The organism is Rahnella victoriana, assembly GCF_021276285.1.
Classification (GTDB): Bacteria; Pseudomonadota; Gammaproteobacteria; order Enterobacterales; family Enterobacteriaceae; genus Rahnella; species Rahnella victoriana.
The window spans coordinates 132,024-147,276 of record NZ_CP089919.1 but is presented as its reverse complement, the minus strand read 5'-3'; the positions used below and the strand labels follow the sequence as shown (position 1 = coordinate 147,276).

Annotated in this window: 14 protein-coding genes; 7 read left to right on the top strand and 7 right to left on the bottom strand. The window is 52.7% G+C overall.

Translation table 11 applies throughout. The features are described from left to right. The first annotated feature begins 6 nt into the window (after positions 1–6). Positions 7–1,041: an HlyD family secretion protein gene (locus J9880_RS00765; protein ID WP_232769959.1), complete on the top strand. Its 1,035-nt coding sequence runs from the start codon at positions 7–9 to the stop codon at positions 1,039–1,041. Positions 1,042–1,113: 72 nt separating this feature from the next. On the opposite strand, the gene mdoC is transcribed toward J9880_RS00765, so the two are convergent. After that, positions 1,114–2,298, bottom strand: coding sequence for a glucans biosynthesis protein MdoC (mdoC, locus tag J9880_RS00760; protein WP_095921313.1), 1,185 nt, complete (start codon positions 2,296–2,298; stop codon positions 1,114–1,116). Between the two features lie 332 nt (positions 2,299–2,630). On the opposite strand from mdoC, the gene J9880_RS00755 reads away from it, so the two are divergent. The 3 genes from J9880_RS00755 to J9880_RS00745 all read left to right on the top strand — a co-directional run bounded on the left by J9880_RS00755 (position 2,631) and on the right by J9880_RS00745 (position 7,192). Beyond that, positions 2,631–4,166, top strand: a complete 1,536-nt coding sequence (locus tag J9880_RS00755) for a glucan biosynthesis protein G (protein WP_119827424.1) — start codon at positions 2,631–2,633, stop codon at positions 4,164–4,166. Further along, entirely contained in the window at positions 4,159–6,741 is a 2,583-nt protein-coding gene (mdoH, locus tag J9880_RS00750; protein ID WP_119826501.1) for a glucans biosynthesis glucosyltransferase MdoH, read from the top strand. The genes J9880_RS00755 and mdoH overlap by 8 nt, the downstream gene beginning before the upstream one ends. Positions 6,742–6,946: 205 nt before the next feature. Next, entirely contained in the window at positions 6,947–7,192 is a 246-nt protein-coding gene (locus J9880_RS00745; protein ID WP_232769958.1) for a YceK/YidQ family lipoprotein, read from the top strand. 6 nt (positions 7,193–7,198) lie between these two features. Here J9880_RS00745 and J9880_RS00740 read toward each other — a convergent pair whose 3' ends face one another. After that, positions 7,199–7,606, bottom strand: a complete 408-nt coding sequence (locus tag J9880_RS00740) for a MysB family protein (protein ID WP_095921316.1) — start codon at positions 7,604–7,606, stop codon at positions 7,199–7,201. Between the two features lie 212 nt (positions 7,607–7,818). Here J9880_RS00740 and J9880_RS00735 point away from each other — a divergent pair, with 212 nt between their 5' ends. After that, a complete protein-coding gene (locus J9880_RS00735) occupies positions 7,819–8,217 on the top strand; it encodes a VOC family protein (protein ID WP_232769957.1) in 399 nt (132 codons plus the stop codon). A 130-nt stretch (positions 8,218–8,347) separates the two neighbouring features. Next, complete coding sequence (locus tag J9880_RS00730) at positions 8,348–8,704, top strand: hypothetical protein (protein ID WP_119826499.1); 357 nt, start codon at positions 8,348–8,350, stop codon at positions 8,702–8,704. 27 nt (positions 8,705–8,731) lie between these two features. On the opposite strand, the gene mdtG is transcribed toward J9880_RS00730, so the two are convergent. The 4 genes from mdtG to J9880_RS00710 form a co-directional block, all read right to left on the bottom strand. Next, positions 8,732–9,970 (bottom strand): multidrug efflux MFS transporter MdtG, encoded by a 1,239-nt coding sequence (gene mdtG, locus J9880_RS00725; RefSeq protein ID WP_095921319.1) that lies wholly within the window; start codon positions 9,968–9,970, stop codon positions 8,732–8,734. A gap of 293 nt (positions 9,971–10,263) precedes the next feature. Beyond that, on the bottom strand, positions 10,264–10,698 hold the full coding sequence (locus tag J9880_RS00720; RefSeq protein ID WP_095921320.1) for a DoxX family protein: 435 nt from the start codon (positions 10,696–10,698) through the stop codon (positions 10,264–10,266). Positions 10,699–10,910: 212 nt separating this feature from the next. After that, entirely contained in the window at positions 10,911–11,846 is a 936-nt protein-coding gene (locus J9880_RS00715; RefSeq protein ID WP_095921321.1) for a Kdo(2)-lipid IV(A) acyltransferase, read from the bottom strand. Positions 11,847–12,179: 333 nt separating this feature from the next. Continuing rightward, positions 12,180–13,277 (bottom strand): NADH:flavin oxidoreductase/NADH oxidase, encoded by a 1,098-nt coding sequence (locus J9880_RS00710; protein WP_232769956.1) that lies wholly within the window; start codon positions 13,275–13,277, stop codon positions 12,180–12,182. Between the two features lie 230 nt (positions 13,278–13,507). Between J9880_RS00710 and trhO the strand changes: the two genes are divergently transcribed. Further along, positions 13,508–14,563 (top strand): oxygen-dependent tRNA uridine(34) hydroxylase TrhO, encoded by a 1,056-nt coding sequence (gene trhO, locus J9880_RS00705; protein ID WP_095921323.1) that lies wholly within the window; start codon positions 13,508–13,510, stop codon positions 14,561–14,563. A gap of 69 nt (positions 14,564–14,632) precedes the next feature. On the opposite strand, the gene J9880_RS00700 is transcribed toward trhO, so the two are convergent. After that, positions 14,633–15,208, bottom strand: coding sequence for a YceI family protein (locus J9880_RS00700; RefSeq protein ID WP_131692684.1), 576 nt, complete (start codon positions 15,206–15,208; stop codon positions 14,633–14,635). Between the last annotated feature and the right edge of the window lie 45 nt (positions 15,209–15,253).

The following is a 15,253-nucleotide window of genomic DNA, read 5'->3' as shown; positions in this document are numbered from 1 at the left end:
AGAATCATGATAAAAACCTCACCTGTCCGCCTGAGCTGGCTGTTCGCCATCGTGGTGGTGATTTTTCTGGTTGTGATGGCCTTTTGGATACTCAGCGGGGATAGCAAACCGGTGACCGACGATGCCTTTGTTTCTGCGGATTCCACGCTTGTCGCGCCACGCATTTCCGGCACCCTTGCCGATGTTTATGTGCAGGATAACCAGACGGTAAAAGCGGGGGAGGTGCTGGCACGCATTGACGACCGTGATTACCGCAATGCGGTGCTGACGGCGCAAGCCAGTCTTGAAACGGCGAATGCGCAGATGCTCAGCCTGACCGCGCAGCTGGCGAAACAACAGCAAACGATTTTGCAGGCGCAGGCTTTGGTCAGCGCGGATGCGGCCAGCATTGCTTACGCGCGTCAGAGCGCCGACCGTTACAAACGTCTGCTGCAAAACGGCTCGGGCACGGCAGATGCGCGTGATGAGTCTGATGCCAATTTGCGTTCGAAGCTGGCATCACAGCAAAGCGACATCGCTGCGGCGCTGGGAGCAGAAAAACAGGTGGACGTGCTGAAGGCTGAACAGGCGCAAGCGAAAGCGGCTATCGATTCCGCCACAACGGCGCTGGCACAGGCCAGACTGAATCTTTCCTACACCGAAATCACGGCGCCGGTGGATGGCGTCGTCGGCCAGCGTTCGCTGCGTATTGGCGGATATGTGGCCGCTGGCACGCGCGTTCTGGCTGTCGTGCCGTTGAAAAGTGCTTACATCGTGGCGAATTATTTGGAAACCCAGCTGGGCGATGTGCAGCCGCAGCAGCCGGTGGATATCAAAGTCGATGCCTTGCCGGGAGTGGTACTGAAAGGCAAGGTGGACAGCATTTCTCCGGCGACCGGCGTGACGTTTTCGCCGATCTCTCCTGACAATGCCACCGGGAATTACACCAAAGTGGTGCAGCGTCTGGCGGTTAAAATCGTGCTCGACGGCGAACAGCCTGAGGCGAAACGTCTGAAAGTCGGCATGTCAGTGATCCCTACAATCCACACAACGACACGCTGACCGACGCATTTTGCAACAAAAAGGCGACCCTGTTGATGCCGGGTCGCCTTTTTTATGCGTGCTTAATCAGGTTCAGGATGTCTGATTTTGTGGCGGATTGGCATCTGAAGGCGCTTTTTTCGCCGGATGCTGTGGCTTGCCTGAGAACAGGAAGCGCAGGATCGGGATGCGCTTGTGGACTTCGTAAAGCAGGAAGGCAATCCCGAAGACAAACACCAGCCCCAGCCAGAATCCCAGCCAGTCGCTGTGAATTTTTGGCGTAATGAACGCGCCATAAATCAGCGTTAAAGGGTGGTGGATCAGATAGATAAACAGCGACGAATTCACCAGATAGGTGATCCACGGCGCCTGGAAATTTAGCAGGTAATGGCTGAAGGAGAACACGACATTTACCATCAGGATCCCCAGCAGGGTAGTGATGATGGCGTCGATTTCCATCGAATACAGCTGCGGGGTATTCACATGTTGATTGAACATGTAAGCCGCGAACAGGAAGATGCTCGCCACGCCCGCTGTCGCCGACGGTTTCAGAAACAGTTCTTTCAACCAGGAGAATTTATAAGCAAACGCGCCGATGACAAAAAATGGCAGATAAAACAATGTCTGCATCACGATGAAATTAAACGCACCGTTCGAAAGCAAACCTGGCGCAAAAAGATACAAGCCCCGGTTGAACGTCGCGTAAATTAAACCGATAAATAAAAACAGAATTGAGAGTTTTCCTAAACTGTTTGTATGCCGTTTTATTAATTCAATGCGACTGCTCTTAATTTCTTTAATAAATTTGAACAGGTAAAAACAAATACTGGTCAGAATAACTAATGTTAAAAGGAACCATAAATGGGAGACCAGTTCCCAGACGGTGACATTAATTTTCTGATAGAAATCCATCGCATCCCAGTCTGAGAATTTGCTGGTGTACTTCATCAGGAAATAGAGTTGCGGAAGCGTGATGAGCGGGAAGGCCGCCGCCAGCGGGATGGCGACCCGCTCCAGACGCACCTTGAGCCACTGCTGCGGGTTGTAGCGCTCATACAGCATATAAGAGAAGTAACCGGAAATAACAAAAAACACCTGCATCCGGAAGGCGTGGATCACGTCATTGAATATCGTCAGGCCGTGCGAAGGTATTGCACTGTTTACTGCCCAGATATGGCTGGAGTAAATCAATGATATATGGAAAGGAATACCCAGCAGCATCAAATATGCGCGGATGGAGTCTAAGAAAAACTCACGTTGTGGTTTCTGTGGTTTCATTACGTATCCGTTGTATGTAGCTCATCCTAATTTTAGAGCGTAATTTGTCTTTAGGGGTAATTTGCGACGTAAGCAAAAATGACCATCGTTGACATTAGTTTAGTTTCTAACCTTAAAACATGCCTTGTTATAGGACAAGTTTCCATAGCCGGAGTTTCAACGAATTGATATCCTTGTACCCTGTTGCGCTTAAACGGTTCATCAATGGCTGAACCATCGACTGCTCAAGTTGTCGGAAACCTGACACTTCCCTTAAAATAGTTACAGTGAATGAGTTAAGCGCACGTAAAGGAGACAAGGTGTCGGATAAAAATTTTTCCATAGGGTCACGTATGATCAAAGTCCGTTTGCTAAGTGCCGCAGTGTTGATGACCATGTTCACCTCATCTGCCTGGGCTTTTTCTATAGATGATGTTGCCAAACAAGCGAAGGCATTAGCCGATAAAGGTTACGAAGCGCCGAAAAGCAATCTTCCGTCTCAGTTCCGCGATCTCAAATTCGCAGACTACCAACAGATTCAATTCAATCATGACAAAGCGTACTGGAAAAACCTGAATACGCCTTTCAAGCTTGAGTTCTACCATCAGGGCATGTACTTCGACACGCCGGTGAAAATCAACGAAGTGACGGCTAACTCTGTTAAAGAAATCAAATACAGCCCGGATTATTTCAACTTTGGCAACGTTAAGCATGACGCTGACTCAGTGAAAAACCTTGGCTTTGCCGGTTTCAAAGTGCTTTATCCGATTAATAAAGCCGACAAAGATGACGAAATTATGAGTGTGCTGGGTGCCAGCTACTTCCGCGTCATCGGTAAAGGCCAGGTTTATGGCTTGTCTGCCCGTGGTCTGGCGATCGACACCGCGCTGGCTTCCGGCGAAGAGTTCCCGCGTTTTCGTGAATTCTGGATCGAACGTCCAAACCCGGATGAAAAACATTTAGTCATTTATGCATTGCTGGATTCACCGCGTGCGACCGGCGCTTACCGTCTGGATGTGTATCCGGGTAAAGAAGCCACGGTTGACGTGCAGTCTCAGGTTTATCTGCGTGACAAAGTGGGCAAACTGGGTGTGGCACCGTTGACCAGTATGTTCCTGTTTGGCGCAAACCAGCCTTCGCCTGTGCTGAACTACCGCCCGGCGCTGCATGATTCCAACGGTCTGTCTATCCACGCCGGTAACGGTGAATGGATCTGGCGTCCGCTGAATAATCCAAAACACCTTGCTGTCAGCCAGTTCTCCATGGAGAACCCGAAAGGCTTCGGTCTGCTGCAACGTGGCCGTAGCTTCTCTAACTTTGAAGATCTGGATGACCGTTACGACCTGCGCCCAAGCGGCTGGGTTGAGACGCAGGGCGACTGGGGTAAAGGTAAAGTCGAGCTGGTGGAAATTCCTACTGCCGACGAAACCAACGATAACATCGTGGCCTTCTGGACACCGGATCAACTGCCTGATGCAGGCAAACCGCTGAGTCTGAACTATCGTTTACACTTCACCCGTGAAGAAGAGAAATTGCACTCTCCTGATCTGGCGTGGGTTGAACGTACCATGCGTTCTACCGGCGATGTGAAACAGTCGAACCTGATCCGTGAGCCTGACGGCAGCGTGGCTTTCCTGGTCGATTTTGTCGGTCCAAATCTGAAAGCCCTGAAGAGCGACACTCCGGTGGCGTCTCAGGTCAGCGTAGGTGACAACGGCGATCTGGTTGAAAACTCCGTCCGCTATAATCCGGTAACCAAGGGCTGGCGTCTGACGCTGCGCCTGAAAGTGAAAGATCCGAAGAAAGCGATTGAAATGCGCGCTTCTCTGGCCAATGGCGACAAAACTCTGAGTGAAACCTGGAGCTATCAGCTGCCTGCAAATGAATAAGTCAACGCACTCTACTCATGATTATGTAGAAGCTTTGCCGCTTACTGATGAACAGAAAGCGGCGCTCACTCAGCAGCTTCCCGCTGCGGAAGAGCAGGCTTTTGCTACCGTACATCACCGCTTAGGCGGTGATGTGACTGCCTCTGTTAACGCGGCCGACCCTGATGCCCCTCTGGTGTCAGTGAAAGCCCGTGTTGGCGCAAGCTGGCCGGATGCCCTGGAAAAGGGCACGCTGGATGAAGTCGATAACGAAGGGCGTACCATCGCCAGTGCGATGCCGCCGGTGAAACGTTCCAGCATGTTCCCTGATGTCTGGCGCACCAACCCGGTGGGCCGTTTCTGGGATAACCTGATGGGGCGCAGTGCGGCTTCCCGCCACACCACTTCGCATATGCCAGAGTCGGAAAAACGCTGGCGTCATGCCGGTTCCGTGCGCCGTTACATCCTGCTGGTGCTGATGCTGGTTCAGACGGCCATCGCCACCTGGTACATGAAAACCATTCTGCCTTATCAGGGCTGGGCGCTGATCGACCCGAGCGATATGCTGAATCAGGACTGGCAACAGTCGGTTCTGCAACTGCTGCCTTACGTGTTGCAGACCGGGATCCTGGTGTTGTTCGCCATTCTGTTCTGCTGGGTATCGGCCGGTTTCTGGACCGCACTGATGGGCTTTTTGCAATTGCTTATCGGCCGCGACAAATACAGCATTACCGCGTCGACCAAAGGCAATGAACCGCTTAATCCGAACAACCGTACTGCGCTGATCATGCCGATTTGTAACGAAGACGTGGAGCGCGTTTTCGCGGGTCTTCGTGCAACGTATGAATCAGTGAAAGCCACGGGCGATCTGGATCAGTTTGATATCTACGTACTGAGTGACAGTTACGATCCCGATATCTGCGTCGCGGAACAAAAAGCCTGGATGGAAGTGTGTCGTGACGTCGAAGGTCATGGTCGCATTTTCTATCGCCGTCGCCGTCGCCGTGTGAAACGTAAAAGTGGCAACATTGATGACTGGTGCCGTCGCTGGGGCGGGGAATATGCCTATATGGTGATCCTCGATGCCGACAGCGTCATGAGCGGTGAATGTCTGACCGGTCTTGCGCGCCTGATGGATGCCAACCCGAACGCCGGTATTATCCAGTCTGCGCCAAAAGCGTCAGGCATGGATACGCTGTATGCGCGTTGCCAGCAGTTTGCGACCCGTGTGTACGGCCCGCTGTTTACCGCCGGTCTGCATTTCTGGCAATTGGGTGAATCCCACTACTGGGGCCACAACGCGATTATCCGCGTGAAGCCGTTCATCGAGCACTGTGCGCTGGCGCCATTGCCGGGTGAAGGTTCATTTGCCGGTTCCATCATGTCTCATGACTTTGTGGAAGCTGCGCTGATGCGCCGTGCAGGCTGGGGCGTGTGGATTGCTTATGATCTGCCGGGCAGTTACGAAGAGTTGCCACCGAACCTGCTTGACGAGCTGAAACGCGACCGTCGCTGGTGTCACGGTAACCTGATGAACTTCCGTCTGTTCCTGGTAAAAGGGATGCACCCGGTTCACCGTGCGGTGTTCCTGACCGGTGTCATGTCTTATCTGTCGGCACCGCTGTGGTTTACCTTCCTGGCGCTGTCTACCGCCTTGCAGGTGGTGCATACGCTGATGGAACCGCAGTACTTCCTGCAACCGCGTCAGTTGTTCCCGGTGTGGCCGCAATGGCGTCCTGAGCTGGCAATCGCCTTGTTCTCGACCACCATGGTGTTGCTGTTCCTGCCAAAACTGCTGAGTATCGTGCTGATCTGGGCGAAGGGCGCGAAACAATTCGGTGGCGCATTCCGCCTGCTGGTTTCGATGTTCCTGGAAATGCTGTTCTCAGTATTGCTGGCGCCGGTGCGTATGTTGTTCCACACCGTGTTCGTGGTCAGCGCGTTCCTGGGCTGGGAAGTGGTCTGGAATTCACCGCAGCGTGACGATGACGACACCCCGTGGGGCGAAGCCTTTAAGCGTCACGGATCTCAGCTGTTGCTGGGTGCGGTCTGGGCTGCCGGTATGGCGTGGCTGGACTTGCGTTTCCTGTGGTGGCTGGCACCCATCGTCTTCTCTCTGATCCTGTCACCTATCGTCTCTGTTCTGTCGAGCCGTGCGACACTGGGGATCAAGAGTAAGAAAGCCAAACTGTTCCTGATCCCGGAAGAGTTCGATCCGCCGCGTGAACTGGTGGCTACCGAAGAATACCTGACGCTCAACCGTTCGCGTAAGCTGCAAAATGGCTTTATGCACGCGGTCTTTGATCCGGGCTTCAACGCACTGGCGACGGCGATGGCAACCTCCCGTCACCTGTTGCGTGAGACGGTAGAAAACGGCCGTCGTGCTCATCTGGAGCATGCGCTGAAAACCGGTCCTAAGGATCTGGGCAAAGCAGATCGTCTGATCCTGCTGAGCGATCCGGTGCTGATGGCGCGTTTACACTCGGCGGTGTGGACGCAACCTGATCAGCAGGCGTGGAGTGCTCACTACGCGCAACTGCCGCGCAATGTTCAGGCATTCCCTGTCACTCAGACGCTGGAAGTCAAACCGGCCTGAATGACATTGAGTGAATAAAAACGGGCAGCATGTGCAAACATGCTGCCCGTTTTCTTTGTGGTGAAAGACAGGTTACTCTTTAGCGGGTGGCGCAAGAATATTTACCTCCTCTTAACAAAAGCGGGACGGTATGCGTGCTAAGCTGGCCGCGCTATTCAGCGCTCCATAAAGCATTTCTTTTGAATTGAATCGACAGGTTGGGTGAGTGATTAAACGGGTTATTTTTCGGGGATGTATAGTGGCATTTGCTGTGGCAACGCTGACCGGATGCGGCAGTATTATCAGCCGTACTGTGCCGGGGCAGGGACATGGCAACCAGTATTATCCCGGCGTACAGTGGGATTTACGGGACAGCCCGTGGCGTTACGTCACTGTCATCGATGTCCCGCTGTCGATGATTGTCGACACCTTCATGCTGCCGGTTGACGCCCGCCACAGGCCTTACGAATAAACCGGTTTAGTCGATATCACGTCCCGGATAATCGTCTTCGTCGTCCCATTCTTCTGCGGCCGCTTCGCCTTCCTCGGTATCCAGCGGCGGCTCATGCTGAAACTCACCTTCATCCCATTCAAACAGCGTGGCTTCTTCCTGCCATTCCTCTTCCAGTTCTATCTGGTCATAATCTTCATCAAAGATCGCCTGCGCCGCGGCACCGCTGCGGAAGGTCAGCGCCTCGATGGAATCCCCTTCACCACTGAGGAATTCCGCCTGCCACATCACATCGCCATCCTGCATGATGTATTTTTGCAGATTGAACTGATCCGGCACCGGCTCTTCATCGCCGTGAATTCTGTCCTGTGCGGCTTCGAGAAATTCTTCGCGGGCGGCATCAATAGCTTCTTCAAGCGTTGCGTACATGCTCATTGTTGTCTCCTGAGGTGAAAGGAATAGGTGTGCAGCAAATAGCGTTATTAATGAACAAGTAACGGCCATCTGACAGTGAAAAACCTGATTAAATGAGTGTTGTCGATAACTGGCAGGATGCAAGTTTTCAGATGAAAAACAGACCATTTTTTTCTGCTATCCTCAGTTTCTTGCTTGCGATGTTGCGGCGGTTTTAAAAAAGGGAAGTGGAGATGGTTTCACGACAAGCAGTATTACGGGTCGCGCGCCCGACGGATAATCTTGAACAGATAGCCCGCATGTATTCGCAGGGGTTGGGTTTTGAAATAATCGGCAGTTTTAACGATCATCAGGGGTTCGATGGCATGCTGGTCGGGCATCCGCAACATCATTATCACCTTGAGTTTACCCATCATCACGGTTCCCAGGTGGGGCGTGCGCCCACCGAAGACAACCTTCTGGTGTTCTACATCCCGGATAATCGGGCGTGGCAGATGCACTGTGAACAGATGCTGCAGGCGGGTTTTATCATCGTCCCTTCGTTTAATCCCTACTGGGATCAGTGCGGGAAGACCTTTGAGGATATTGACGGCTATCGGGTGGTGCTTGCGTTACGAGACTGGACGGCATAGCCACAAATGTCAGCAGATTTTCAGCTTTGCAAAGGCTGTGGGAGGAGAGGGTAAAAGTTTAGCAAACCGGCTACACGGGAAGAGTTTGAGGCATAAAGTGACCCTGAATTCTCAAGATAAGGTTAATGCTATGACAACACTTTCCCGCGCTTTACTCATGCCGCTGTGCGGCCTTGGCGTGTTATTCAGCGTAGCAAGCACTGCCGCTGAAAATGTGCATCCTCAGCCGCCGGTGGAACAGCCGCACGGTATGCCGCCTTTCCATGGCGAGGGGATGCTTCCTCCGCCACCGATGATGATGGGCTTTTGCCATCCGGGGCAGTTATTCTGTGCCAGCGTTGCCAGCGAAAACCCGACGGAAACCATTCAGAAACTGACATCAGTGTTGCCTGCGACCACCGCAGGCAAACATTACGAAGTGCGCCTGGCCGTGGTCGAAGTGCCTGATCATATGCCAATGCCACCGCAGCCTGAAAAAGCTAAGTAAACCTCTCCCTGTGACGCCGGTCGGGATTTAATCGACCATCGCCTGACGCGGCCGGCGTTGCAGACACCAGTACGAATACACCGCATTGAACAACACCACCAGCGCCGTCACGCAAAACACGGTACGGAATCCGTAACTGGCCGAAACCGCCGCACCCAACAGCGGGCCGGTGACGTTGCCCACATCACGAAACGACTGGTTATAACTGAATACGCGCCCGGCCACCTGATTGGTGCAGTTATAAATCAGCAGGGTCTGTACGGCGGGGAGCAGTGCGCCATCGCAGGCACCCAGCATAAATCGCAAAATACCCAGTTGCAGCGGCGTTTGCACAAAGGCCATCGGGATCAGCAGCAGCACCGAAATCGCCAGCATGGCCACCAGAATGCGTTCCGGCCCGATCCGGTCGCCGAGTTTGCCCAAACGGGGCGCACTCATCAGGGCGGCGACGCCGGGCACGGACGCAATCATCCCGCTGATAAATGCCAGATTCTGGGTATCACCCGCCAGTTCCCGGACGTATAACGTCAGGATCGGGGCGATCGACCCCGTCGCCACCTGAATAATCAGCGTGGTCACGAACAGACACAGCACCAGCTTGGGGTTTTTCAGTGAGGCAAACACTTGCCTGCGGTTCAGCATGTCTTTTTTGTTCACCGGCACAAACTGCTCGCGAATGAAATACAGCGTCATCAGGAAACACAGGAAAAGCACCAGCGCCGTGATGAAGAATACCGGACGTAAACCGTAGCTGTCGGCCAGCAGACCGCCGACCAGCGGGCCGATCAGTGCGCCGCTCACCGCGCCGGTTGACAACGTGCCCAGCGCCCAGCCGCTTTTGTTTCGCGGGATCTGGGTGGCGATCAGGGCATTGGCATTGGGCACAAATCCGCCGAGTAAACCGAGCAATGCGCGCAGGATCAGAAACTGCCAGATGTTTTGTGCCACGCCCATCAGCGCCATGACGATGGCCATGCCGAGTGCGGAACGCAGCAGCATGATTTTACGGCCTTTACGGTCGGCGAGTCCGCCCCAGAAAGGTGATGCGATGGCTGAAAACAGGAAGGTGATACTGAACACTAGTCCCGACCACATATTCAGGGATTCATGGCCGGTGACGCCGAGGGTTTCTACATAAAGGGGCAGGAAAGGCATGATCAAACTGAATGCGGCACCGGTCAGGAAGCAGCCAATCCAGGCGACATACAGATTACGTTTCCAGTTTATGGGTTCTGGAGCAGTTTCAGGTTCAGAGGCCGAAGTCATAAAATACCGAAAAAAGAGGTCAGATTCGCTCTGGAATGACAGACAGAAACAAGGCAGAGCACAAGTAACAATCAATTGGCATGATAATTATGCGCCTAATTATCATTCACTTCAATGATGTTAACGAAGTGTAACAGGTTAAATAAGATACAGGTTAACGCGTGCGGGCGGGATGAAGAAGATCAACAGAGCGGGCGAAAACGCAAAAAAAAACGGCCAGCGATAAGGCTGGCCGCGACAGACACAGAATTAAAAAACAACCAAAGAGTCAGACTCAACAGATAAAACGGGTATCAGCGCAGGGCTTCATTTTTCATTACAGAGTAACGGCCGCTGCCCAGGAACATGATCACCAGACCGCCGAAGAAGTACAGGGCTTCGCCTTCCAGTCCCCATGCACCGACTTCGGTGACGGTGAAGAATTTACCGCCGACCACCAGGAAAACTGCCACTAAAATGTTGAATGCCAGAACCAGCGCCGCAGGGCGGGTAAAGATGCCCAGAATAATCAGTACCGGCGCAATAACTTCACCGATGTACGCACCGTAGGCAATAAAGCCCGGCAAGCCGTCCGCCTGTAACATTTGGGCTATCCAGCCCACGCCATTTTCCATTTTTGCCACGCCATGAAATAACACCAGAATACCGAAAGTCAGGCGTAACAGAAGCTTACCGAAGTTCTGATGATCAACTGCACGGGTAAAAGCGGAATTCAGTTTAGCCAACATAATACGTTCCTTTTAAAGGTAACATGCCTTCGCAGAGGCGAGGGGTCACGCGGCTCCAAATTCAGCGGAGTAATCACGTGGAGAAATTATGCAGAGAGTATTGGCCTAAACGGGGCGGGATAAAATCTGATAAGTTTGAAGAAGTCTGTGAAAAAAATTGATGAAGCAAATCAAAAAACCGGACCCGTCGGGAAAGGACCGGTTTTCGGGGATTAATCGCTGAGGGCTTTATAGAGTGAAGGTTCACCCTGCGGACGCGTTTTGAACCGGCGGTGCAGCCACATGTACTGTTCCGGTGCCTGACGAATTTCATCCTCAACCACTTTGTTCATGTAGGCGGCAGCGACCACTTCATCATCCAGCGGGAAGTCAGCCACCTGAGGGTGAATGATCATCTCGTAGCCTTTGCCATTGGCGAGGCGACGCGGAGTGAAAGGGATGATGGCGGGTTTGCCCATCCGCGCCAGCAGATAAGTCCCGGTGGTGGTTGCCGCTTTGTCGACGGCAAAGAACGGCACGAAGACGCTGGCGCGCGGACCGTAGTCATGATCCGGCGCATACCAGATAATGTCGCCTTGTTTGAGGCTGCGGATCATCCCTTTGAGATCTTTACGATCCAGCATGCCTTTATTCGAACGCATGCGGCCTTTGGTCTGGATCCAGTCCATCAGCTTATTATCGTGCGGACGATACACCCCGACGCCAGGATTATGGATGCCGAAAATGCGCGCGCCCAGTTCCAGTGTCAGGAAATGGACACCAATCAGCAGTACGCCCTGTTTGTTGTCGCGTGCGCGCTGAATATGCTCCAGACCGCTGACTTTAAACCAACGCTCGATGCGCCAGTCAGGCCAGAACCACGCCATGCCGGTCTCAAATAATCCCATCCCCACGGACTCGAAGTTTTTCACCACCATGTCTTCCCGCTGTTCCGGGTGCATGTCGGGGAAACACAATTCGATATTGCGTTGAGCGATTTTGTAACGGCGTTTCAGGAAGCGCATGGAGAAGCGACCCAGTCCGGTACCGATGCGATAAATCACCGGATAAGGCAGTAATACCATTGCGTACAGCAGCCCCAGACCCATCCAGGTGAGCCAGTAGCGTGGGTGCAGTAACGAACGGTTAAAGGTAGGTACCTGAGTCATAGATTCTCTGCGTCAATGTATCGAAGTAGAAAGTTTATAAGCTCTGTCTAGTGCAGCAGCCTGCCACAGAAATACGGCCACATTTCAATACGAAATGCGCATTGTCCGATATCTTTTGCAGCAAAGTGACACATTGTGGCACTTTTTTTGAATGAGGTGAAAATTCACGGCACTAATACCTCATTTTACTTATGGATTGTCTGAATGGAAAACAATGTGGTTTCTTTATGAGCAGGCATTCATTTTTCTACGGCTCACCGCTCAAATATCAGCAGAGAAGCCCTGTTTGTCAATGAAAGGGCAGCCCTGAACGCTGCCCTTGTGATGCGGGGATTATTTCGGCAGGAACAGGCCTTTCACACTGTGCGGTTCGCTGCGCCAGTATTGTTTCGGTGCCGCGACTTTCGCGCCCAGTTTCGCCGCCGCATGCCACGGCCAGCGCGGGTTATACAAAATGCCGCGAGCCAGCGCGATCATGTCCGCCTGCCCGGTACCGATAATCGCTTCCGCCTGCTCCGGTTCAGTGATCAGACCGACGGCAATCACCGGCATCCTGACATAGCGTTTAATGCCGTCCGCAAACGGCACCTGATAATTCGGGCCGACGGTAATTTTCTGATGCGGGCTGAGGCCACCACTGGACACGTGAATATAGCTGCAACCCAGCTCATCCAGGGCTTTGGCGAGTTCAATGGATTGTTCCAGATCCCAGCCACCGTCCACCCAGTCGGTGGCGGAAATACGCACACCGATGGGTTTTTCTGCCGGAAATACCGCGCGGATTTCCTGGAAAATATCCAGCAGCAGGCGCATGCGGTTTTCCAGCGACCCGCCGTACTGGTCGGTACGCTGATTTGAAAGCGGTGACAGGAACTGATGCAGCAGATAACCATGCGCGCCGTGCAACTCCAGCAAATCAAAGCCCAGACGGTCAGCGCGACGAGCGGTGTCCACATAGGCTTTTTTCAGTTCAGCGATACGCTCCGCTGACATCGCCTGCGGGGCTTCAGTGCCTTCCGCGAAGGCCAGTGCTGAGGGTGCAACCGCCTGCCAGCCGCCAGCGGATGACGGGATTTGCGCGCCGCCGTTCCACGGTGCCGCGCAGGAGGCTTTACGCCCGGCATGTCCGAGTTGCAGGCCGAGGGGCATATCGCTGTTTTCGCGCAGGCCGGTCACTAACTCGTTCATCGCGGCTTCGGTGACATCATCCCATAAGCCTAAATCCTCAGCAGAAATACGCCCGACGGCTTCTACCGCGGTCGCTTCGAGGATCAGTAAACCGGCACCGGAAAAGGAGAGTTGCCCGAGGTGTGCGTGATGCCAGGACGTGGCTTTCCCTTCGTCGGAGGAATACTGGCACATTGGCGCAATCACAATGCGGTTAGCGAGCGTCAGTTCCCCTAACGTAATAGGTTCAAAAAGCTTACTCATGTTTCATGCCCCTTAAAATTCAGCGTGGTGAATGGATTGCAAAAATGGATAACACCTAAGAATAGGTTATCGCATTTCAAAAAAGGACAATGATCAGCAGGTGTTTTTCTTCAGACGAATTTGCAACGGGAGATGTCCTCATTGTTGCTTTAATGTATAATCTTGCCGCTTCAAAAGTAGCTATTCGGTACCCAATAGTTAAATTCCCCTGAAAGACAGGAACGTACACCATGCCAGTGTTACATAACCGTATTTCTAATGAGGAACTCCGTGCGCGCATGTTGGCTGAAACTGAGCCGCGCACCACGGTTTCTTTTTATAAGTATTTCCAGATCGAAGATCCGAAAGCCTTCCGTGATGCCCTGTACATCAGCCTGACACGCCTTAACGTGTTTGGTCGTATTTATGTGGCAAAAGAAGGCATTAACGCGCAAATCAGCGTACCGCAAAGTCAGTTTGAGGCGTTTAAAGCTGAGCTGTTTTCCAGCCATCCGGCGCTGGACAATATCCGTCTGAACGTCGCGCTGGAAGATGACGGCAAATCCTTCTGGGTGCTGCGTCTTAAAGTGCGTGACCGCATTGTGGCGGACGGGATTGAGGATGCATCATTTGATCCGTCGAACATCGGTGAGTACCTCAAAGCCGAGCAGGTTAACGCCATGATCGACGACCCGGACACGTTGTTTGTTGATATGCGTAACCACTATGAATACGAAGTGGGCCATTTTGACAACGCGATAGAAGTGCCGTCTGACACCTTCCGCGATCAGCTGCCGATGGCCGTTGATATGCTCAAAGAAGACAAAGACAAGAAAATCGTGATGTACTGCACCGGCGGGATCCGCTGTGAAAAAGCCAGCGCCTACATGCTGCATAACGGTTTTAAAAACGTGTATCACGTGGAAGGCGGCATCATCGAATATGCGCGCCGTGCCAAAGAGCAGGGCTTGCCGGTCAAATTCAAAGGGAAAAATTTTGTCTTTGATGAACGTATGGGCGAGCGTATCTCGGATGATGTGATCTCACATTGCCATCAGTGCGGCGCGGCCTGCGATAGCCATACCAACTGCAAAAACGACGGTTGTCATCTGCTGTTTATTCAGTGTCCGACCTGTGCAGCAAAATTTGACGGTTGTTGCAGCGAAATCTGTATGACCGAGCTGAAGCTGCCGGTTGAAGAGCAACGAGCCTTGCGCGCCGGTCGTGAAAACGGGATTAAGATTTTCAATAAATCCAAAGGCCTGCTGCAAACCACCATGCATATTCCGGCACCGGAAAACGACTGACCAGCACCGGCATAACAAAAAGCCCTGAACAGCAATGGCCGTTCAGGGCTTTTTTGTGGGCGCAGTGAATTACTTCTCCTGTACGCCTTCGACAGAAATGATCAGCTCAACATTCTGCGATGCCGGACCGAGATCGGTCGTGATGCCGTAATCCTTCAGTGCGAGGGTGCCTGACGCTTCAAAACCTGCACGGTATCCGCCCCACGGATCCTTGCCCTGACCGAGCAATTTCGCCTGAAGTGTCAGCGGCTTAGTCACACCGTTCAGCGTAAAGTCGCCGGTCACGGCCAGATTTTCACCTTCCTTTGTCACCGATGTTGATTTGAACGTGGCTTGCGGATGTTTGCCAACATTCAGGAAATCCGCGCTGCGCAGATGCTTGTCACGCTCGGCATGGTTGGTAAAGACGCTGGTGGTGTTGATGGTCACATTCACTTTATCCGCCGTGGGATCTTTCTCATCAAAGGTGAATCCGCCATCGAAATCGTTAAAGCTGCCGTAAAGCCAGCTGTAGCCTAAGTGTTTGATACGAAATTCAATAAAGGCGTGCTGACCTTCTTTGTCAATCTTGTAGTTCGCTGCTGACGCGGTACCGGCGGCCAGTAACAGCGACGCCAGTGTTAAACCCAGAGTGGTCTTTTTCAACATGGTTATTCTCCGTTTATCCATAATGTGAACTGCAAAAGTAAA